19 protein-coding genes, 1 tRNA gene and 1 other RNA gene are annotated in these 19,117 nt (G+C 68.7%); 11 read left to right on the top strand and 10 right to left on the bottom strand.

Annotated elements, in window-relative coordinates; genetic code table 11:
- Positions 1–3: 3 nt before the first annotated feature.
- The 3 genes from ilvD to AA0Y20_RS10075 are packed head-to-tail and all read right to left on the bottom strand — an operon-like array spanning position 4 to position 4,009.
- Positions 4–1,710 (bottom strand): dihydroxy-acid dehydratase, encoded by a 1,707-nt coding sequence (gene ilvD / locus AA0Y20_RS10085; RefSeq protein ID WP_412939096.1) that lies wholly within the window; start codon positions 1,708–1,710, stop codon positions 4–6.
- 29 nt (positions 1,711–1,739) lie between these two features.
- Positions 1,740–2,531: a trehalose-phosphatase gene (gene otsB, locus AA0Y20_RS10080; RefSeq protein ID WP_412939095.1), complete on the bottom strand. Its 792-nt coding sequence runs from the start codon at positions 2,529–2,531 to the stop codon at positions 1,740–1,742.
- Positions 2,528–4,009: an alpha,alpha-trehalose-phosphate synthase (UDP-forming) gene (locus AA0Y20_RS10075; protein ID WP_412939094.1), complete on the bottom strand. Its 1,482-nt coding sequence runs from the start codon at positions 4,007–4,009 to the stop codon at positions 2,528–2,530. The genes otsB and AA0Y20_RS10075 overlap by 4 nt, the downstream gene beginning before the upstream one ends.
- An 81-nt stretch (positions 4,010–4,090) precedes the next feature.
- Between AA0Y20_RS10075 and AA0Y20_RS10070 the strand changes: the two genes are divergently transcribed.
- Entirely contained in the window at positions 4,091–4,348 is a 258-nt protein-coding gene (locus AA0Y20_RS10070; protein ID WP_412939093.1) for a hypothetical protein, read from the top strand.
- 17 nt (positions 4,349–4,365) lie between these two features.
- On the opposite strand, the gene AA0Y20_RS10065 is transcribed toward AA0Y20_RS10070, so the two are convergent.
- Entirely contained in the window at positions 4,366–5,550 is a 1,185-nt protein-coding gene (locus AA0Y20_RS10065; RefSeq protein WP_412939092.1) for an acetyl-CoA C-acyltransferase, read from the bottom strand.
- Between the two features lie 136 nt (positions 5,551–5,686).
- Here AA0Y20_RS10065 and AA0Y20_RS10060 point away from each other — a divergent pair, with 136 nt between their 5' ends.
- Positions 5,687–7,240 (top strand): DUF222 domain-containing protein, encoded by a 1,554-nt coding sequence (locus AA0Y20_RS10060; protein ID WP_412939091.1) that lies wholly within the window; start codon positions 5,687–5,689, stop codon positions 7,238–7,240.
- A gap of 256 nt (positions 7,241–7,496) precedes the next feature.
- Here the strand turns inward: AA0Y20_RS10060 and AA0Y20_RS10055 are convergent.
- A tRNA-Lys gene (locus AA0Y20_RS10055) sits at positions 7,497–7,572 on the bottom strand.
- A gap of 94 nt (positions 7,573–7,666) precedes the next feature.
- Between AA0Y20_RS10055 and AA0Y20_RS10050 the strand changes: the two genes are divergently transcribed.
- The 5 genes from AA0Y20_RS10050 (at position 7,667) to AA0Y20_RS10030 (ending at position 9,927) form a co-directional block, all read left to right on the top strand.
- Positions 7,667–8,503 carry an inositol monophosphatase family protein gene (locus AA0Y20_RS10050; RefSeq protein ID WP_412939090.1) on the top strand — a complete coding sequence of 279 codons (837 nt, stop codon included), beginning with the start codon at positions 7,667–7,669 and terminating at the stop codon, positions 8,501–8,503.
- The gene (locus AA0Y20_RS10045; protein WP_412939089.1) at positions 8,500–9,060 is read left to right on the top strand and encodes a hypothetical protein; all 561 of its coding nucleotides are present in this window, start codon (positions 8,500–8,502) and stop codon (positions 9,058–9,060) included. Before AA0Y20_RS10050 ends, AA0Y20_RS10045 begins: the two co-directional genes overlap by 4 nt.
- Positions 9,060–9,452 (top strand): DUF4440 domain-containing protein, encoded by a 393-nt coding sequence (locus AA0Y20_RS10040; RefSeq protein WP_412939088.1) that lies wholly within the window; start codon positions 9,060–9,062, stop codon positions 9,450–9,452. Before AA0Y20_RS10045 ends, AA0Y20_RS10040 begins: the two co-directional genes overlap by 1 nt.
- A 75-nt stretch (positions 9,453–9,527) precedes the next feature.
- A complete protein-coding gene (locus AA0Y20_RS10035) occupies positions 9,528–9,686 on the top strand; it encodes a hypothetical protein (RefSeq protein WP_023951097.1) in 159 nt (52 codons plus the stop codon).
- Between the two features lie 88 nt (positions 9,687–9,774).
- Positions 9,775–9,927 carry a hypothetical protein gene (locus AA0Y20_RS10030; RefSeq protein ID WP_412939087.1) on the top strand — a complete coding sequence of 51 codons (153 nt, stop codon included), beginning with the start codon at positions 9,775–9,777 and terminating at the stop codon, positions 9,925–9,927.
- 67 nt (positions 9,928–9,994) lie between these two features.
- Here AA0Y20_RS10030 and ssrA read toward each other — a convergent pair.
- Positions 9,995–10,364, bottom strand: a transfer-messenger RNA (tmRNA) gene (gene ssrA / locus AA0Y20_RS10025).
- A gap of 132 nt (positions 10,365–10,496) precedes the next feature.
- On the opposite strand from ssrA, the gene AA0Y20_RS10020 reads away from it, so the two are divergent.
- The gene (locus AA0Y20_RS10020; protein WP_412939086.1) at positions 10,497–11,159 is read left to right on the top strand and encodes an SIMPL domain-containing protein; all 663 of its coding nucleotides are present in this window, start codon (positions 10,497–10,499) and stop codon (positions 11,157–11,159) included.
- Between the two features lie 37 nt (positions 11,160–11,196).
- On the opposite strand, the gene smpB is transcribed toward AA0Y20_RS10020, so the two are convergent.
- From smpB to prfB, 4 genes are all read right to left on the bottom strand, one after another.
- Entirely contained in the window at positions 11,197–11,673 is a 477-nt protein-coding gene (gene smpB, locus AA0Y20_RS10015) for an SsrA-binding protein SmpB (RefSeq protein WP_412939085.1), read from the bottom strand.
- A 92-nt stretch (positions 11,674–11,765) separates the two neighbouring features.
- Complete coding sequence (gene ftsX / locus AA0Y20_RS10010; protein ID WP_412939084.1) at positions 11,766–12,680, bottom strand: permease-like cell division protein FtsX; 915 nt, start codon at positions 12,678–12,680, stop codon at positions 11,766–11,768.
- Positions 12,677–13,654, bottom strand: a complete 978-nt coding sequence (gene ftsE / locus AA0Y20_RS10005; protein WP_412939083.1) for a cell division ATP-binding protein FtsE — start codon at positions 13,652–13,654, stop codon at positions 12,677–12,679. The genes ftsX and ftsE overlap by 4 nt, the downstream gene beginning before the upstream one ends.
- 81 nt (positions 13,655–13,735) lie before the next feature.
- Entirely contained in the window at positions 13,736–14,848 is a 1,113-nt protein-coding gene (gene prfB, locus AA0Y20_RS10000) for a peptide chain release factor 2 (protein WP_412939082.1), read from the bottom strand.
- Positions 14,849–14,873: 25 nt separating this feature from the next.
- Between prfB and AA0Y20_RS09995 the strand changes: the two genes are divergently transcribed.
- From AA0Y20_RS09995 to AA0Y20_RS09985, 3 genes are all read left to right on the top strand, one after another.
- Complete coding sequence (locus AA0Y20_RS09995; protein ID WP_412939740.1) at positions 14,874–16,202, top strand: MFS transporter; 1,329 nt, start codon at positions 14,874–14,876, stop codon at positions 16,200–16,202.
- Position 16,203: 1 nt separating this feature from the next.
- Positions 16,204–17,019 carry an endo alpha-1,4 polygalactosaminidase gene (locus tag AA0Y20_RS09990; RefSeq protein WP_412939081.1) on the top strand — a complete coding sequence of 272 codons (816 nt, stop codon included), beginning with the start codon at positions 16,204–16,206 and terminating at the stop codon, positions 17,017–17,019.
- Between the two features lie 91 nt (positions 17,020–17,110).
- Complete coding sequence (locus tag AA0Y20_RS09985; RefSeq protein WP_412939080.1) at positions 17,111–19,117, top strand: glycosyltransferase family 2 protein; 2,007 nt, start codon at positions 17,111–17,113, stop codon at positions 19,115–19,117.

The raw sequence follows: 19,117 nt of genomic DNA, 5'->3' as shown, positions 1-19,117 counted from the left end.
AAGTCAGCCGGTGGTCGCGCCCTCCGCGGCGGAGCGCACGAGCTTGGAGTACTTGGCCAGAACGCCACGGGTATAGCGCGGGGGAAGAGGAGCCCAGCCGTCACGGCGGGCGTTCAGCTCAGCCTCGTCGACGAGTAGGTCGAGGGAGCGAGCCGCGATATCGACCCGTATCAGATCACCATCGCGCACGAATGCGATGGGACCTGCGTCCACCGCTTCGGGTGCTATGTGGCCGATGCACAGGCCGGTTGTGCCGCCTGAGAATCGTCCGTCCGTCAAGAGTAGTACATCTTTTCCGAGGCCGGCGCCCTTGATGGCGGCGGTGATCGCGAGCATCTCGCGCATACCGGGCCCACCCTTCGGGCCCTCGTACCGGATGACGATGACCGAGCCCGGCTCGATCTCTCCGTCGGCGACGGCATCCATGGCCGCACGCTCGCGCTCGAACACGCGCGCCGGACCTTCGAACACCGTGGCGTCGAAGCCGGCCGTCTTCACGACCGCGCCCTCCGGCGCGAGCGATCCGTGCAGGATCGTGATGCCGCCGCTGGCGTGGATCGGGTTGTCGAACGTGTGGATGACCTTGCCGTCGATGGGCTCCGGGTCGAGGTCGCGGAGGTTCTCCGCGAGCGTCTTGCCGGTCACCGTCAGCGCGTCACCGTGGAGCAGCCCCTCGTCGAGCATCGCCTTCATCACGACCGGGATGCCGCCGTGGCGGTCGACGTCGTTCATGACGTACTGTCCGAACGGCTTCATGTCGGCCACGTGCGGCGTCTTGTCGCCGATGCGGTTGAAGTCGTGCAGGCTCAGGTCGACCTCGGCCTCGCGGGCGATGGCCAGAAGGTGGAGGACCGCGTTGGTCGAGCCGCCGAGGGCCATGACGAGCGCGATGGCGTTCTCGAACGCCTCCTTCGTCAGGATGTCCTTCGTCGTGATGCCCTGACGAAGGAGGTTGACGACGGCCTCGCCGGAGCGGTGGGCGTAGTAGTCGCGGCGGCGGTCCGCCGACGGCGGAGCGGCGGAGCCCGGCAGGCTGAGGCCGAGGGCCTCGCCGACGGAGGCCATCGTGTTGGCCGTGTACATGCCGCCGCATGCGCCCTCACCGGGGACGATGGCGCACTCGATGCGCTTGAGGTCGGCCTCGCTCATCTTGCCGGCGCGGCAGGCGCCCACGCCCTCGAACGAGTCGATGATCGTGACGTCCTTCTCGGTGCCGTCGCTGAGCTTGACCCAGCCGGGCATCGTCGATCCGGCGTACAAGAAGACGCTCGAGAGCCCGAGGCGGGCGCTCGCCATCATCATGCCCGGAATCGACTTGTCGCAGCCGGCCAGCAGGACGGTGCCGTCGAGACGCTCGGCCATGATGACCGCCTCGACCGAGTCGGCGATGACCTCTCGCGAGACGAGCGAGAAGTGCATGCCCTCGTGGCCCATCGAGATGCCGTCCGAGACGGAGATGGTGCCGAACTGCAGCGGATACCCGCCGCCCGCGTGCACACCTTCTTTGGCGCCCTGCGCCAGCCGGTCGAGGCTCAGGTTGCAGGGAGTGATCTCGTTCCAGCTCGAGGCGATGCCGATCTGGGGCTTGTCCCAGTCCTCATCCCCCATGCCGACGGCACGGAGCATGCCTCGGGAGGTCGTCGCTTCGATGCCGTCGGTGACGGCACGACTGCGGGGCTTGATGTCGATGGTCTCGGAGCTGTCGGGCATTCTCGAATTCTATGCCCGCGGCCCGGGCCTCATTCGCCCGCCCGAGCCTCGGCGAGCCTGCCGAGCAGCGCCGCGAGCGCCGCGGCGTCCGGCACGCGGTACTCCGCGACACTCTCTCCCTCGCCCACGCGGATGCCGACGTCGCCGCGTTCGAGCGATCGCAGCGCGTCCTCGTCGGTCACGTCGTCTCCGGCGAAGACGACGACGTCGGCACCGACGCGCTCGCGGAGACTACGCACCGCGGAGTCCTTGCCCTCGTGACGCGAGGCGAACTCGAGGATGTCCTGACCCGTGCGTCGGCGCCACGTCGGAGCCTCCGCGCTGACGAGCTCGTCGACGCGGGCCGCTGCGTCGGCAGCACCGTCACGGTCGGCGAGACGCGTGTGCAGGCCGAACCCGAACCGCTTGTGCTCGATCCACGCCCCCTCGACACCCGCGATGATCTCCTCCGCTTGCGCCGTCAGCGCGTCACGGAGCGCGGCTTCGTCGTCGGGATCGTCGTCGGCATCGGCATCCGGATGCCAGAACTCCGCGCCGTGAGAGCCGGCGAGATGAATCTGCGAGCCGGGCTCGCGCTCCGAGATCTCCGCCAGATGCTCGAGCGTCCGCCCCGACACGAGTGCGACTGTCGTCGCCGGTGCGTGCCCGAGCTGCGTGAGCGCGTCGCGGGCCGCGGGCAGCATCCGGGCCGACATGGGCTCGTCGACGAGGGGCGCGAGGGTGCCGTCGAAATCGAGGGCGATGAGCAGGTGTCGTGCTGACGCGGCGCGATCGAGGGCCTCTGCGAGTCCGTCGGGCGAGGTGTAGGCGATGGCGCTCACGCGCGATCCTCCGCTTCGGTCGCGGCGGTCGACACGGCCCGAGCGGTGGCCGCTGACTCGGCCGGGCTGTTCGTCTGGGCGGCTGCCGCGAGCGCGTCGAGGAACGAGCGCGACCAGTCGTCGACATCGTGTTCGCGAACCCGCTTGCGAAGAGCGCGCATCCGCCTCCCCTGCTCGGCGGCAGGCATCTCGATCGCCCGCACGATGGCATCCTTCATGCCGTCGATGTCGTGCGGATTGATGCGCACGGCGCTCGCGAGCTCGTCCGCAGCGCCGGCGAACTCGCTCAGCACGAGCACGCCGCGGTTGTCTACCCGACTCGCGACGTACTCCTTGGCGACGAGGTTCATGCCATCACGCAACGCGGTGACCAGCATGACGTCGGCCGCGAGGAAGAGCGCGACCATCTCTTCACGCGGGAACGCCTGGTGGAGATAGCGGATCGCACTGTGCCCCCACGTGTCGTGATCGCCGTTGATGCGGGCGACGGTGAGCTCGATCTCGTCACGCAGCTGGACGTACGACTCGACGCGTTCGCGACTGGGGCTCGCGACCTGCACGAGGGTCGCGTCCTCGACCGAGACCCGGCCGTCTTCGATGAGCTCGCCGAAGGCCTTCAGCCGGTGACGGATGCCCTTGGTGTAGTCCAAGCGGTCCACGCCTAGGAGCACCGTCTTCGGATTGCCGAGGTCCTCGCGGATCTCCGCGGCGCGCGCCTGGATGTCGGGACGTTGCGCGAGCTCGATGTAGTCGTCGGTCGAGATCGAGATCGGGAACGCCTTCGCGATCGCCGTCCGGTGTCCGCCGCCCGCGGCCGGCACCCGGATGCCGCTCGCCTTGGTCTCGTAGCGCAGCTGGCGGCGGACCGCTCGGGCGAAGTTGCCGGCGTCGGCGACGCGCTGGAAGCCGATGACATCGGCACCGAGAAGCCCCTCCAGCACCTGCTTGCGCCACGGAAGCTGCGAGTACAGCCCGTACGCCGGGAACGGGATGTGGTGGAAGTAGCCGATCGTGAGGTCGGGCCGCATGTCGCGGAGCAGCTTCGGGACGAGCTGCAGCTGGTAGTCCTGCACCCACACGATGCCGCCGTCCGCAGCGACCGCCGCCGCTGCTTCGGCGAAGCGCCGGTTCACGCGCTGATACGCCTCCCACCAGTTACGTCGGTATCGCGGTGCCGCGATGACGTCGTGGTAGAGCGGCCAGATGGTGTCGTTGGAGAAGCCCTCGTAGTAGTCCTCGACGTCGGCGGCGCTGAGCGCGACGGGGACGAGGTGCATGCCGTCGAAGTCGAACGGCTCGAACTCGAGGTCGGGCTTGCCGGGCCAGCCGACCCACGCGCCTTCAGTGCGTCGCATGACGGGCTCGAGCGCGGTGACCAGGCCACCGGGCGAACGGCGCCACTCTCCGTCCTCACCACCGTCCGTGTTCCGGTCAACCGGAAGCCGGTTGGCGACGACGACGAAATCAGCGGTGCTCATGCATGCCTCCAGGCTGCGATCGGCGGTGCTCCCACCCTACCCGCGCACCCAGCGCCCCCTGGGGAGAGCTACGTTTGTGGTATGCGCAAGTACCTCTTCGGCACCGGCCTCTTCTCCGCGATCACCGGCGGCGTGACGCTGCTCCGCTCGGCCCGCAGCGACGAGCCCTTCACGTGGCGCACCGCTCTCGCCTGGCTCAGCTGGGGCATCACTCTGGCGCTCGCGATCGGCGCCGTGGTCGACAGCTACCGCGGCGCTCGAGGCCGCCTCGTGGCCGACGACTCCACCGTCGACCGCGACGAGCTCTTCGCCGAGCGAGTCAAGCGCAACCGCCGCTGACCCGCTCCGTCGACAGGTCAGCGCGTGAGGATGAGCGCCTCGCCCTGACCGCCGCCGCCGCAGAGACCGGCTGCGGCCGTTCCCGTTCCGCGGCGCACGAGCTCGTGCGCGAGATGCACCACGAGGCGGGCGCCCGAAACGCCGATCGGATGCCCGAGTGCGATGCCGCCGCCGTCGACGTTGACGATGTCGGATGAGACGCCGAGGCGACGCTCCGACGCCGCGACGACCGAGCCGAACGCCTCGTTGATCTCGATGAGATCGAGGTCGGATGCCGCGATACCGTGCTTGGCCAGAGCGCGCTCGATCGCGGCGGCGGGCTGTTCGTGCAGCGAGTTATCGGGTCCTGCGACCTGTCCGTTGGCACCGAGCGCGGCCATGACCGCCCAGCCCTCGCGGTCCGCCCGGTCGCGCGTCGTGAGGATGATCGCGGCGGCACCGTCGGAGATCTGCGACGCGTTGCCGGCCGTGATCGATCCGTCCCGCGCAAAGGCGGGGCGCAGGCCGGCGAGGGTCTCGACGGTCGTGTCCGCGCGGATGCCCTCGTCGGTATCGACGATCACCGGCTCTCCTCGGCGCTGCGGCACCGCCACGGGTGCGATCTCGGCGGCGAAACGGCCCGCGCTCCGCGCGGCGGCAGCTCGCTGGTGCGAGCGAGCGGCGACGGCATCCTGCTGCTCCCTCGTCACGTCGAAGCGCGGGTTCAGGCGCTCGGTCGATGCGCCCATGCTCTCGTGGTCGTGGGCGTCGGTGAGGCCGTCGAAGGCGGCGTGGTCGAGGACCTCGATCGCCCCGTACGACCAGCCCGAACGCGAGCCCGGGAGAAGGTGAGGCGCGCGGCTCATCGACTCCATGCCGCCGGCGACGACCACCTCGGCGTCTCCGAGCGCGATCATGCGCGCCGCATCGATGACCGCGGTGAGGCCGGAGAGACACACCTTGTTGACGCTCGAGGCGGGGACATCCCAGCCGATGCCGCCAGCCAGCGCCGCCTGCCGGGCCGGGTTCTGCCCGTTGCCCGCGGGCAGGACCTGCCCCATGATGACAGCGTCGACCGCTGCGGCGGGAACACCGGACGCAGCGAGGGCGCCGGCGATGGCAGCTCCACCGAGCTCGGGCGCGGGGATCGACGAGAGACTCCCCTGCAGACGCCCCTGCGGTGTACGGGCGGCGGCGACGATGACGATCTCGGGCGTGGTCATGTTCCCAGCCTACGAGCGTCGCAGATGGTGCGGACACCGTCCGTTCGACCTCGGGCGAGCGCATGTATGCGAAACCCGCGCGCTGGCCTGTGGACGGTCACGGGGCGATGTCGGAGGTGCGTGACAGTATTCGAACATGCATTCTAATGACGGACTGGGCGGCGGGATGGATGCCGGGATGGGCAACGACGGTGACGTCGACGCCCTGGCGGCGCTCGTCGCGGATGCCGAGGCGGCGGCAGATGTCATTCGGGCGGGCCAGGTGCGTGAAGTGCGGGTGCTCGCGGCGGCCGGGGCTCTCGCCGAGAAGCAGGCTGCGGGGGCGTCGGAACGCGTGAAGGCGCGGGAGATGGCGTTGCGCGGGATCGCCGCGGAGCTGGCCGGGGTGTTCGTCGCCACCGACCGCACGTTGCAGCGGCGGATCGACGAGGCACGAGACCTGGTGGACAACTTCCCGTTGACGATGGCGGCGTGGGAGGACGGGCGGCTGGTCCGCGGGCACGTGCGGGTGATTCAGGAGATCGGATGCCTCGTTCCCGCTGACGACCGCGAGGACTTCGAGCGCGTCGCGATCGAGCGATGCGAGGGCGAGACACCCAACCGGGTGCGCGGGAGTTTGCAGATGCTCGCGGAGCGGATGCACCCGCGGACCTTCGCCGAACGGCACGAGGAGGCCGCTGCGGGGCGGTGCGTGCAGGTGCGGACCGGGGCCGACGGCATGTCGGATCTCATCGCAACGCTGCCGACCGTGATCGCCGACGGGATCGTGGACCGACTGACGCGGCAAGCGCGCGAGATCATCAACGCACGGGCGCAGGCTGACGGCGCAGGCGCAGGCGCAGGCGGGGCGGGATCTGACGCCGCGGACGATGGTGCCGGAAGCGCTGGTGCGGAGAGAGCTGACGCCCTGTTCGCCGCGGACGCGACCGGCGCCGACGGCCTGGTCGACCACGCGGGCGCCGACAGATCGTCTTTCATCAGTGACGCGCGAACGATCGATCAGGTCCGCGCCGACATGTTCTCCGATCTCCTCCTCGCCGGGTCGCCCGCGCTCGACCCGACGGCGACTGGCGACGGCAACGGAACCCTCGGGGCGATCCGGGCACACGTGCAGGTCGCCGTATCCGCGCTCACGCTGATGGGTCAGGACGAAGGGCCAGCCGATCTGGCGGGGCGCTCCCCCATCGACGCCACCGCCGCACGCCAGCTCGCGGGTGACGCGACCTCGTGGGACCGGCTGCTCACCCACCCGGTCACCGGAACCGTCCTCGAATGCGACACGTACCGACCGACCGCCGCCATGGTGCGAGTGTTGCGGGCACGCGACCGGCACTGCCGGTTCCCCGGATGCCGACAACCCGCCATCCGCTGCGAACTCGACCACACCACCGCCGCATCCCACGGCGGGGCAACGCACGTCTGCAACCTCGCCAACCTCTGCAAACGACACCACGACGTCAAACACCACACGAGATGGCGAGTCCGACAACTCGCGGGCGGAACACTCGTCTGGACATCACCGACCGGGCGGGCGTACCGCGAAGACGCACCACCACCCCTTGTCGCCTTCACCACCACCGACCCAGTCGGCGATCAGGGCACACCGGATTGCCCGTGGTTCGCTCGGGAAACGCCCGAGAACGCCCCGATCGACGTCGCAAGACCTGTTGCCGACGCACCACCGTTCTAAGGCGCCCGCGCGTGCCGACGCCACGGGCCGCCTGAGCCGACACCGAGACGACCACACTGCCGCTCGCCAGACAGAGGAGTGACCGCATCGCGGCGGTACGCTTCGTGGCGCATCGCGGTCCGCGGAAAGCGGCAGGGCGGTCCGCCGAAACCGACGCACCGGACCGCGGAACACAGCACGACGGACCCCGGATCACATCACGGCGACACAACACATGAAGGCCCTGCAACTGGCGAGAGTTGCAGGGCCTTCATGCTGGTGCACCCCCTCGGACTCGAACCGAGAACCCACTGATTAAGAGTCAGTTGCTCTGCCGATTGAGCTAGAGGTGCGGGCTGTTCGCGATGAAGCGAACCGAGGAGAAACGTTACCCCACTTCGAGTCGTCGCGCCAATCGAGGGCACCGGCGCGTCGTATCCTGGAGCCGTGACCCCCACCACACCGGATCTGACAACGGCTACTGCAGACGCACTGGCCGACGACCTGGCTCTCGCACTGCGGTTGGCGGATGCCGCCGACGCGGTCAGCATGGCCCGCTTCGACGCGGCCGACCTCGACGTGCAGCTGAAGGCGGACGCGTCGCACGTCACCGAGGCCGACCTCGCCACGGAACGCGCCATCCGCGATCTGCTGGCCGCAGAGCGGCCGAACGACGGCGTTCTGGGCGAGGAGTACGGCTCCACCGGTGACGCGCGCCGGCAATGGATCATCGACCCCATCGACGGGACGGCCAACTACCTCAAGGGCATTCCCATGTGGGCGACGCTGATCGCATTGTCCATCGACGGGGTGCCGCGCGTCGGTGTCGTCAGCCAGCCGGCTATCGGCCGTCGCTGGTGGGCCGCGACCGACCGCGGGGCGTGGACGAACGTCCCGGGCGAGACGACTCCCCGGCGGATCACGGTGTCGTCGATCGATGACCTCGCGCAGTCGAGCATCAGCTTCCAGAGCATCCGCCAGTGGGACCAGGTCGGGCGCGGTGACCAGTTGCTCGCCCTCTCGCGCCGGGTCTGGCGCGACCGCGGCTACGGCGATGCGTGGCCGTACATGCTTCTCGCCGAGGGGCGCCTCGAATTCGTGGCCGAGTTCGGCGTGAAAGAGTACGACCTGGCCGCTCACGTTCCGATCGTCACCGAGGCGGGCGGACGATTCACCGACATCGACGGCGTCGAGACCCTGTCGACCCGCTCGTCGCTCGCGACCAACGGCGCTCTCCACGCGACTTATCTCGAGCTTCTCTCCCACGACGGCGGTAACGCATGATCCGGCGGCGCACGCCCGTCGCCCTCGCGACCGGCTCCGTGATGGCGCTGCTCCTGCTCGCCGGCTGCAGTGCCCCCGAGCCCGCCGAGACGACGCCGCCCGAGGCTGCCCCGTCCTCACCCGTCGCGACGCCCGAGGCCACCGCCTCTGAACCCGCCCTGCCCGACCCGACATGCGAGAACATCATCCGCGAGGCGAGTCTCGAGGAACTCCAGTCGCAGGGGTGGGAGTACCAGCAGGGACCGTTCATGATCGGTGACACGGAGATCGACGCGGGTGTGTCGTGCACCTGGACCAACGCGGCCGAACCCGGCGGCAACATCCTCCAGTTCGGCTGGGCGCCGCTCACCGCATCCGAGACGACGGACGCCGAGCGCACCCTCGAGTCGCAAGGGTGGATCCGCGAAGAAGCCGACGACGGGGTCTACCTCACGGAAGACCCGGCCTTCGCACTCAACATCGATGGCGACGGGTACGGAGTCACCTATTTCTTCGGCGAGGGCTACGCGCAGGTCGCCGACGTGAAGCAGGGCCTCGTCGTCATCGAGCGACGCTGATGAGCGAGCTCGAAGCCGTCGGTGTGGCCGACGATCTGGCCAGTCGTATCCGTGATGCGGAGCGAGATCTGCTCACGAGCGCCGTACGTCAGGACGCGCGCCGCCTCCGTGAGCTCATCCACCCGGATTTCACCGAGATCGGCCGGTCCGGTCGCCTGTGGAGCAGGTCCGACCTTCTCGTCGAGCTCGTCGAGGAAGCAACCCGCGACACCCCGCACACCGACGAGTGGGTGATCCAGCGCATCGACATCGACACGGTGCTCGTCACGTACCGCCTGGTCGCCGGCGATCGTGTCAGCCGGCACTCGTCCGTGTGGGCGACCGCCGGCGACGCGCTCGCCCTGCGCTTCCATCAGGGCACCGAGCAGTCGTCTGCCGACGCGCGCCCGTAGAGCCGCGCTCATAGAGTCTGTCGCCCTCGAGGTCAAGCGCGTGCGCGGACGCGATCGTCGCGCCACAATCGGGGCATGCCTGCACTTGCGATCATCCTCATCATCATCGGCATCGCGTTGCTGTTCACGGGAATCTTCGTCGAAGCGGTGAAGTTCCTGCTGTTCGTCGGTATCGCGCTGATCCTCATCGCGGTCATCGCCTGGTTGATGCGTTCCATCCGCAACAAGACCTGAGACCGCCCGTCATCGACGAAGGCCCCTGACCTCGCATCGAGGACGGGGGCCTTCGTCATTCGCCGGGTGGCTCTCTATGCTCGCAGGCATGCACTTCAGCATCGACGACGTCTCCGCTCGCGCGGGGCACGTCGGACTGTCGCTCGGGGACGGCCTCGTCATCCACGCTTGGGACCGGGTGCGTATCGACGACCACCGCCGGCTAGAGGCGCTCCGTCCCGCGCCGGGCTGGACACCGTGAGCGATCGCAAACAGCGAAGCCCCCGGCGTCCGAGGACAGCGGGGGCTTCGTGCTGTGACAGCGGCAGTGGTGGAGATGGGGGGAATCGAACCCCCGTCCATCGCTGAGATACGGCGTCTTCTCCGGGCGCAGTCTGTAGAGGCGTTCTGCTCGGCCCCGACTTTCAGTACAGACACATAAGTCGACAGGCCCAGTCCGGAAAGAGTCCCGCGTGACGTCCGAACGCCGTCACACAGCAAGATCCCTAGATGACGCCAGGGTCCGTGGCGGGATCACACACGGTCTGACGGACTATCGGGCTCGCTTATGCAGCGAGGGCGAAGTCAGTGCGCTTGGATTCGGCACTTATAGTTTTGCAGAGATCGTTAACGAGATAACCCTGCATCCTCGGCCCGCTTCTCGCCGACACACAGGCGATGTCGAAACCGATCATCCCCATGAGCCTTCGATCGAAGGGCCGCTGTCACGCTGTTGAATTTCTCACTCGGATGCCGGAGCACCTGAGCACTACAGACTACAACCGATCGTCGGCCGGCGCCATTCCCACTCGCCCCGCTTAGAGTCGGATCATGGCAGACATCCTCATCTCCGTCCGCGGCGAGGCCGAGCGTCGCGTCTCACCCGAAGTCGCGATCGTCTCTGCCGCAGCAACCGCCGACGGTCCCGAGCGAACCGACGTCGTCTCGCGCGTGACAGCGACCGTCGCGCCGCTGCGCACACGCCTCGAAGAGCTCACTCGGGCCGGTACGGTCTCCGACTGGTCGAGCGGGTCGGTGTCGACGTGGTCTGAGCGCCCCTGGAACGCCGAAGGGAACCAACTCGCACCCGTCCACCACGCCACGATCGACCTGCGGGCCACGTTCGACGACTTCGTGGCACTAGCCGAGTGGGTTTCCCGGCTCGCGGACGATGAGGGGATGCGCGTCTCGAACATCGAATGGCAGCTCTCCCCCGCGACGCGCGCGACAGTCGAGCGCGACGTCGCGACGTCGGCGGTGGGCGTGGCGGTCGCGCGCGCATCTGCGTATGCCACGGCTCTGGGCCGCGCTTCCGTCGAGCCCGTCGAGATCGCGGACATCGGATTGCTTCACGGTGCCGACGCCCCGCCCTCGGCACCGCTGTTCGCGCGCGCCGCGACGATGTCTGCGGACGCGTCATCGGGAGGTGTCGAGCTCCGCCCCGCCGAGATCGTCGTGACGGCCGCCGTCGAGGCCCGGTTCCGCGCCCTCTGACGCGAGCGTCACCCTCCGGGCCGCGAGAGAGCCCGGCCTACTCGCCGAGGCGGTTGCGGGTGCGCATCGCGCGCTCCGCCTCGCGCTTGTCCTCGCGCTCGCGGATCGTCTGGCGCTTCTCGAACTCGCGCTTGCCCTTCGCGACCGCGATCTCGACCTTCGCGCGACCGTCGGAGAAGTACAGGCGCAACGGCACGAGCGTGTAACCACCCGCGCTGACTGCGTGGGAGAGCTTGACGATCTCCTCCTTGTGCAGGAGCAGCTTTCGCGTGCGCTTGGTCGCGTGGTTCGTCCAGTGGCCCTGCGAGTACTCGGGGATGTGCACGGCATCCAGGTAGGCCTGACCGTTGTCGATGTAGGCGTATCCGTCGGTGAGGTTCGCGCGACCCTGCCGCAGGGACTTCACTTCGGTGCCGGTCAGCACGAGGCCCGCCTCGTAGGTCTTCTCGATGGCGTAGTCGTGCCGGGCGCGCTTGTTGCTCGCCACGAGCTTCTCGCCCTGTTCCTTCGGCATGACGCGCCTCCTTCCTGATGCACTGGCGCAGCCCTACAGTCTAAGGGCACTCCAGCACGGCGCTCGACGCCGAGCCTCGCCCCGAGCCGATCTCAGGTGCGCAGCCAGCGCCGGATGGCGAACCCGGCGGACACGGCCGCCAGCGCCACGCCGATCACGATCACGGCGGGCACCACCAACGCGACGTCCCCGAGGTTCACCCAGCTCGTCACGAAGTCGATCTGCGACGAGAGGTAATCGCCGACGCCGACCTGCACCATCGCGATGATGGCCACGCTCGCGAGCGCCGACCCGATGAGCGCGGCGAACACACCCTCCAGGATGAAGGGCGTCTGGATGAACCGGTTGGACGCGCCCACGAGCCGCATGATGCCGAGCTCGCGTCGGCGGGCATAAGCCGACAGACGGATCGTGGTCGCGATGAGAAGCACCGCGGCGATCAGCATGAGGCCGGCGATTCCGACGGCGATGTACGTCGCGACGGTGAGCGCGGAGAACAACGGATCGAGGTACTGCAGCTGGTTCGCGACCTCTTCGACACCGTCGAAGTCCTTGAACGCCTCACTGATCACATCGCTCTGCGACGGGTCGGCGAGATTGACCCAGTAGGTGTTGTTGAGCTGCTCGGGACTGACGAACTCGGCGTAGTCCTGCCCCATGAGCGAGAGGACGTTGTCGTACGCCTCCTGACTCGTCTCGAAGCGCACTTCTCGCACGACGCTCTGGAGCGCCGGCGATTCGAGACGTTCGGCGACCGCGGCGATCTGCTCGTCCGTCGCTGCGCCGTCGGCGCAGTTCTGCACCGTGGCGTCCTCCCGGCACATGTAGACCGCGACCTGGGCGCGCTCGGCCCAGTAGTCCTTCGTCTTGCTGATCTGCATCTGCATGAGCATCGCCGCGCCCACGAAGGTGAGGGAGACGAAGGTCACGAGCACGACGGAGATCACCATCGAGGCATTGCGGCGCAGGCCCGTCAGAGCCTCGCCGAGGATCAGACCGACTCTCATGACGTGGGCCCCACTTCGTCGCTGCGATCATCGCGATCGCCGAGTCCGAGCTTCTTCGCGACATCGGGCAGACCGAGACCCGCGAGGTCGATATCGGGTGCGACGATCGGGATCGCCCGCGTCTCACCCACCGGCGGCGGCTCCACGGGCGCCTCCGGCTCTTCGGGCACGGGGACGTGAGCGGCCGGCGGGGTCTCAGCGATCTCGCGCTGAAGCTCGAGCACGGCGGTGAGAGCGGCGACAGCCGCAGCGCCGCGCACCGGCTCGGGCGCCAGGCTCGGCAACGCGGATGTGTCGCCGTAGCCGCCGCCGACCTCGTCGCGGACCATGACGCCCCCGCTCAACTCGATCACGCGACGCTGCATCTGGTCGACGAAGCCGGCCTCGTGCGTGGCCATCACCACCGTGGTGCCGTTGGCGTTGATCCGGGCGAGCAGCTGCATGATGTCGACGGATGTCGCGGGGTCGAGGTTTCCCGTCGGCTCGTCGGCCAGCAGCACCTGCGGCCGGTTGACGATCGCGCGCGCGATCGCGACACGCTGCTGCTCCCCACCCGAGAGCTCGTGCGGCAGACGCTTCTCCTTGCCCGCGAGACCGACGAGGGCGAGCGCCTCGGGAACGGCCTGAGAGATGAAGGCGCGGGACGAGCCGATCACCTGGAGCGTGAACGCGACGTTCTGGAAGACGGTCTTGTTCGGCAGCAGCCGGAAGTCCTGGAAGACCGCGCCGATGTGACGGCGGAAGTAGGGGACCTTGCGGGTCGACAGGCCGCGCAGATCGCGCCCGAGCACGACCACCCGTCCGTCGGAGGCGACATCCTCACGCAGGATCATCCGCAGACACGACGACTTTCCCGACCCGGAGGCGCCGACGAGGAAGACGAACTCGCCGCGCTGGATCTCGAAGTCGACGTCGCTGAGCGCGGGCTTCGAGGTGCCGCGATACCGCTTGCTGACGTGTTCGAACCGGATCATGACTCGATGAGCCTAAGCCGCTCCCCCGCGCAACGCGGCCGCGACACCCGCGCGCCGCGGCATCCGCGCCTCAGCACTGGATCAGGCGTCGTCGTCCTTGCGCTTGCGCCACCGGATGCCCGCGGCGATGAATCCGTCGAGGTCGCCGTCGAACACCGTCGAGGGGTTTCCGACCTCGTGGCCGGTCCGCAGATCCTTCACCAGCTGCTGGCCGTAGAGGAAGTACGAGCGCATCTGGTCGCCCCAGCTCGCGGTGATGGTTCCGGCGAGCTCCTTCTTCTTCGCGGCCTCCTCCTCGCGCTGCAGCAGCATGAGGCGCGTCTGCAGCACGCGCATGGCGGCGGCGCGGTTCTGAATCTGCGACTTCTCGTTCTGCATCGACACGACGATGCCGGTGGGGATGTGCGTGATGCGGACCGCCGAGTCGGTGGTGTTGACCGACTGTCCGCCCGGGCCGGACGAGCGGAAGACGTCGACCCGGATGTCGTTCTCGGGGACGTCGACCTCGACGGCCTCCTCCATCACCGGGATGACCTCGACGGCGGCGAAGCTCGTCTGGCGCTTGTCGGCGGAGCCGAACGGGCTGATGCGCGCGAGACGGTGCGTGCCGGCCTCGACCGACAGCGTGCCGTAGGCGTAGGGCGCGTCGATCTCGAAGGTTGCCGACTTGATGCCCGCGCCTTCCGCGTACGAGGTGTCCATGACCTTCACGGGGTACTTGTGGCGCTCGGCCCAGCGCAAGTACATGCGCAGCAGCATGTCGGCGAAGTCGGTGGCGTCGTCGCCACCCGCGCCCGACCGGATCGTGACGACCGCTGACCGGTCGTCGTACTCGCCGTCGAGGAGCGTCTGGACCTCGAGCTGGCCGATGACCTCCTCGAGCTGCTTGAGCTCCTTGCGGGCCTCGTCTGCCGACTCCTCGTCGTCCATCTCGAGGGCGAGCTCGACGAGGACGTCGAGGTCGTCGAGTCTGCGCTCGACCTCGGTGACGCGCTTGAGCTCGGCCTGGCGGTGGCTCAGAGCGCTGGTGACCTTCTGCGCCTTCTCGACGTCGTCCCAGAGATCGGGTGCGCCGGCCTCCTCGGACAGACGGGCGATCTCGGCCCGGAGTGCCTCGACGTCGACCACCGCCTGGATGTCGGCGAACGTGGAGCGCAGGGCCTGGATGTCGGCGGAGATATCGAATTCGAGCATGGCACTCCAGAGTATCGTGGAAGCAATGGGAGCCAGCGACGAGAACGAACCGATCCGCCGTGTTCTCTGGCGCCTCGCTCCGATGATCTACGGCCCGACGACGCTGTTCGGGCTCGGCGAGGGCGCCGTCATCCCTCTGATCCCCGTGATCGCCGCCCAGCTCGGCGCGAATGTCGCCACGTCTGCGCTGGTGGCCGCAGCCCTCGTGGTCGGTCAGCTGTGCGGCAACATCCCGGCGGGATGGGCCGTCGCACGCATCGGCGAGCGGGCGACGATGATCATCGCGGGTCTGCTCGCGCTCGTCGGAGTCGGTGCGATGGCGTTCGCGCCGGTCCTCGGCGTGTTCGCGGCGTCCGTCTTCCTCATCGGCATCTGCGCCGCGGCCTTCGGCGTCGCCCGCCACGCGTTCATGACGACCCGCGTGCCCCTCACCTTCCGCGCTCGCGCGCTGTCGTTGCTCGGCGGCAGCTTCCGCCTCGGTATGTTCGTCGGGCCGTTCATCGCGGCGGCGCTGCTGTGGGTCTTCGGTGACGAGCACGCCACGATCTGGTTCTTCGGGGTCTGCCTCGTCGCGATGATCGCGCTCGTCGCGTTCGGACCCGAACCCGAGAAGCGGCTCGGCCCTGCACCCGCTGTCGTCCGGACGGCCGAAGGCGAGGCGCTGACGACCGCGCCGGTCCGCACGCGTCGGGCACCGGGCACGGGTGTCGTCCGGACGGCCTGGCGGAACCGCGACGTCCTCGCGCGCCTCGGCGTCGCGGCGGCATCGCTGTCGGCTCTGCGCTCCACCCGTCAGGTCCTGCTGCCCCTCTGGGGCGTCGCGATCGGGCTCGACGCATCGACGATCGCGCTCGTGGTCGGCGTCTCCGGCGCGATCGACTTCGCGCTCTTCTACGCGAGCGGCCAGGTCATGGACCGCTTCGGCCGGCTCTGGGCCGCTCTTCCCGCGATGCTCCTCATGAGCGCGGGCCTGATCGCCCTGGCGCTGACCTCGGCGGGTTCGCAGCCCGAGCTGTGGTTCGCATTGTTCGCCGCGGTGCTGGGCGTCGGAAACGGCCTGTCGAGCGGCATCCTGCTCACGCTCGGTGCGGATGTCGCACCGACGGCGAATCCCGCCCCCTTCCTCGGATCGTGGCGGACGCTGACCGACGCAGGCGGGGCGATCGCACCGCTGCTGGTCTCGGGCATCACCGCGGTCGCCTCGCTGCCCGTCGCCGCCGCCGTCATGGGCGCGTTCGGCCTCGTCGGCGCGGTCGGGTTCATCCGGTGGGTTCCCCGCTTCGTCCCGCGCACCCGTCTCGACAGAATGCCGGGGGTGAACGACGAACCGGACGGGCCGGGGCCGTCCGCCTAGCATGCACGTTGCACGACGATCAGCGGCGGCCGGTGCGTCATTCCTTCTCCTCGTCGTCCTCGCGGCCTGCTCCGCCCCTCCGCAGTCGACTGCCGACGTCGTGCTGCCGCCCGTCGGCGGAAAGCCCGACTACCAGCTCGGCGGCGCGTATCCGCCCGGCGTCGACGTCGAGATCGTGGGCCGAGACCGTACGGCTGAGCCTGCTCCTGGCCGCTACTCGATCTGCTACGTCAACGGGTTCCAGACGCAGCCGGCGGAGCGCGACCTGTGGGACGCCGACCTCCTGGTGACGGTCGACGGGGAACCCCTCATCGATCCGGACTGGCCCGACGAGGTGCTCCTCGACTCATCGACGGCCGACAAGCGCGAACGCATCCTCGCCCTGGTCTCGACGTGGATCCGAGGATGTGCCGAATCGGGGTTCGACGCGGTCGAGTTCGACAACCTCGACTCGTTCACCCGGTCGCAGGGCAGGCTCGAGATCGCCGACAACCTGGCTCTGGCGACCGCCTACGTCGAGGCCGCCCATGACGCCGGTCTCGCGGCCGGTCAGAAGAATGCGGCGGAGTTCGCCCAGCGGCTGCACGATGACGCGGGCTTCGACTTCGCCGTCGTCGAGGAATGCGCCGCGTACGACGAGTGCTCCGGCTACACCGACGTCTACGGCTCCGCGGTCGTCGACATCGAGTACACGGACAACCTGCCGCGTACATGGGACCTGGTCTGCGCAGACCGCGCCACTCCCGAGTCCGTCGTCCTCCGCGACCGCGACTTGACCGTCGAAGGAGATCCAGAGCACATCGCGATCCATTGCTGAGGCGAATGATGGTGTGACCGCCTATCCCGGCGCAACCCGTTTTGCGCGTCCAGCGGGGCCTGGGAATGTTGACGCCGACCGAGGGAGATCGATGGTCTTCGAGACGACGCTGGGCCGCGAGGGCACCCGACGCGATGTGGCGCGTCAGGCTAAGCGGTCTGCGCGACGTGTCGCGCTGATCCGGCTCGTCGTCCTGCTCGCGGCCATCTCGGGCCTGAACTACATCGTCTGGCGCTGGCTCGCCTCGGTGAACTGGGAGGCGTGGTGGATTGCCGTGCCGCTCGTCCTCGCTGAGACGTACAGCCTCATCGACTCGCTCATCTTCGCCATCGGCGCCTGGCGGCTGCGCGAACGCCACGATGCACCGCCCCTGACACGCGACGTCACGGTCGACGTCCTCGTCACCACGTACAACGAACCGCTCGACCTCGTCATGCGCACGGCGCGCGCCGCACAGGCGATCAGTTACCCGCACGAGACCTGGATCCTCGACGACGGGGACCGACCCGAGCTCCGCCGCCTCGCCGAAGCCGAGGGCATCGGCGTCGTGACGCGGTCGCAGGCGTGGCGCGACCGACCACGCCACGCCAAGGCCGGCAACATCAACAACGCGCTCATGGTCACGGAGGGCGAGTTCCTGCTGATCCTCGACGCCGACCAGGTACCCTCGCCCAAGATCCTCGACCGCGCGCTCGGCTGGTTCATGGACGACAAGGTCGCACTCGTCCAGACGCCGCAATGGTTCGTCAACGTGCCCCCCAGCGATCCGCTCGGCAGCCAGGCACCGCTGTTCTACGGGCCGATCCAGCAGTCGAAAGACGGCTGGAACGCCGCGTTCTTCTGCGGCTCGAACGCGATCCTGCGCCGCGAGGCCCTCATGCAGCTCGGCGTCTCGCGCTACGTCGACGAGGTCACGCTCGCGGTCAACCGCGGCGTCCGGTCCTCCCGCCGCGTGCTCGCTCGCGCACGACGGGATCACGGCTCGGACCCGCGCATCGCGGCCGCCCTCGACACCGTCGCCGCAGCGCTGGACGAGGTCAAGGTGGAGATCGCGCGCGGGGACGCCCTCGCCGACGTCACCTACGCGTTCCAGAGCCGGATCGATCAGGTCCGTCGCGAGCTGAGCGACCAGGACGTGTCCGATGTCCGCGCAGAGCTGCGTGCGCTCGCCGAGCTCACCGCGGACACCGAGGCACTCGCCGTCATCGACGAGGTGACCCTCGACGCTCTCGGAGATCGGAGCCTCTCGCCCTTGGCTGCGCTCGAGTCGATCAGCATGCTCGTCTCGGCGTTCGATGTCGGACGCGACGAAGAGGCCCAGGCGATCATGCCCCTGGCGACCATCTCGGTCACGGAGGACATGGCGACATCGATGCGGCTGCACGGCCTCGGCTGGAAGTCCGTCTACCACGACGAGGTGCTCGCCGAGGGTCTCGCACCCGAGGACCTGCCGACCATGCTGACGCAGCGTCTGCGCTGGGCTCAGGGCACCATGCAGGTGATGTTCCGCGAGAATCCGCTCGTGCAGCGCAGCCTCAGCTGGGGCCAGCGCATCATGTACTTCGGCACGATGTGGAGCTACCTGGCCGGCTTCGCCGGGATCGTCTACATCGCCGCCCCCGTGCTCTATCTGACATTCGGCGTGATGCCGGTGCAGGCGTGGAGCGTCGACTTCTTCGCGCGATTCATCCCCTTCTTCCTCCTCAACCAGCTGCTCTTCCTCGTCGTCGCCAACGGACGCCCGACATGGCGTGGTGCCCAGTACTCGCTCGCGCTGTTCCCGGTCTGGATCCGCGCCGTGACGACGGCGTTCGCGAACGTCTACCGCGGTCGAGCTCTCGGCTTCGCGGTCACACCGAAGACACGCGCCACCGAAGACAGCCCGCGGTGGGACCTCGTGAAACCTCAGCTGATCGCGATGGCCGCCCTCGTCCTGTCGCTCGTCGCCGTCGCGATCCGGTACGCCGTGGGGCAGGCGCAGGGCATCGCGCCCCTCATCAACATCGTCTGGGTGCTGTACGACCTCATGGTCTTCAGCATCATCATCCGCGCCGTGCTCTACCGACCGCCGGCACATCTGGAACTGAAGGAGACCTGA

Source organism: Microbacterium pratiae (genome assembly GCF_047302165.1).
In the GTDB taxonomy this organism is placed as follows: domain Bacteria; phylum Actinomycetota; class Actinomycetes; order Actinomycetales; family Microbacteriaceae; genus Microbacterium.
This window is presented reverse-complemented; position numbering and strand designations above follow the sequence as displayed.

Coding starts and splice junctions, on each gene's coding strand:
- prfB (WP_412939082.1), bottom strand. CDS start 14,848: ATGCTCGAATTCGATATCTCCGCCGACATCCAGGCCCTGCGCTCCACG.
- AA0Y20_RS09985 (WP_412939080.1), top strand. CDS start 17,111: ATGGTCTTCGAGACGACGCTGGGCCGCGAGGGCACCCGACGCGATGTG.
- AA0Y20_RS10060 (WP_412939091.1), top strand. CDS start 5,687: ATGCATTCTAATGACGGACTGGGCGGCGGGATGGATGCCGGGATGGGC.
- AA0Y20_RS10030 (WP_412939087.1), top strand. CDS start 9,775: ATGCACTTCAGCATCGACGACGTCTCCGCTCGCGCGGGGCACGTCGGA.
- AA0Y20_RS09990 (WP_412939081.1), top strand. CDS start 16,204: ATGCACGTTGCACGACGATCAGCGGCGGCCGGTGCGTCATTCCTTCTC.
- ftsX (WP_412939084.1), bottom strand. CDS start 12,680: ATGAGAGTCGGTCTGATCCTCGGCGAGGCTCTGACGGGCCTGCGCCGC.
- AA0Y20_RS10065 (WP_412939092.1), bottom strand. CDS start 5,550: ATGACCACGCCCGAGATCGTCATCGTCGCCGCCGCCCGTACACCGCAG.
- AA0Y20_RS10040 (WP_412939088.1), top strand. CDS start 9,060: ATGAGCGAGCTCGAAGCCGTCGGTGTGGCCGACGATCTGGCCAGTCGT.
- AA0Y20_RS09995 (WP_412939740.1), top strand. CDS start 14,874: ATGGGAGCCAGCGACGAGAACGAACCGATCCGCCGTGTTCTCTGGCGC.
- AA0Y20_RS10070 (WP_412939093.1), top strand. CDS start 4,091: ATGCGCAAGTACCTCTTCGGCACCGGCCTCTTCTCCGCGATCACCGGC.
- smpB (WP_412939085.1), bottom strand. CDS start 11,673: ATGCCGAAGGAACAGGGCGAGAAGCTCGTGGCGAGCAACAAGCGCGCC.
- AA0Y20_RS10035 (WP_023951097.1), top strand. CDS start 9,528: ATGCCTGCACTTGCGATCATCCTCATCATCATCGGCATCGCGTTGCTG.
- AA0Y20_RS10075 (WP_412939094.1), bottom strand. CDS start 4,009: ATGAGCACCGCTGATTTCGTCGTCGTCGCCAACCGGCTTCCGGTTGAC.
- AA0Y20_RS10020 (WP_412939086.1), top strand. CDS start 10,497: ATGGCAGACATCCTCATCTCCGTCCGCGGCGAGGCCGAGCGTCGCGTC.
- ilvD (WP_412939096.1), bottom strand. CDS start 1,710: ATGCCCGACAGCTCCGAGACCATCGACATCAAGCCCCGCAGTCGTGCC.
- AA0Y20_RS10045 (WP_412939089.1), top strand. CDS start 8,500: ATGATCCGGCGGCGCACGCCCGTCGCCCTCGCGACCGGCTCCGTGATG.
- ftsE (WP_412939083.1), bottom strand. CDS start 13,654: ATGATCCGGTTCGAACACGTCAGCAAGCGGTATCGCGGCACCTCGAAG.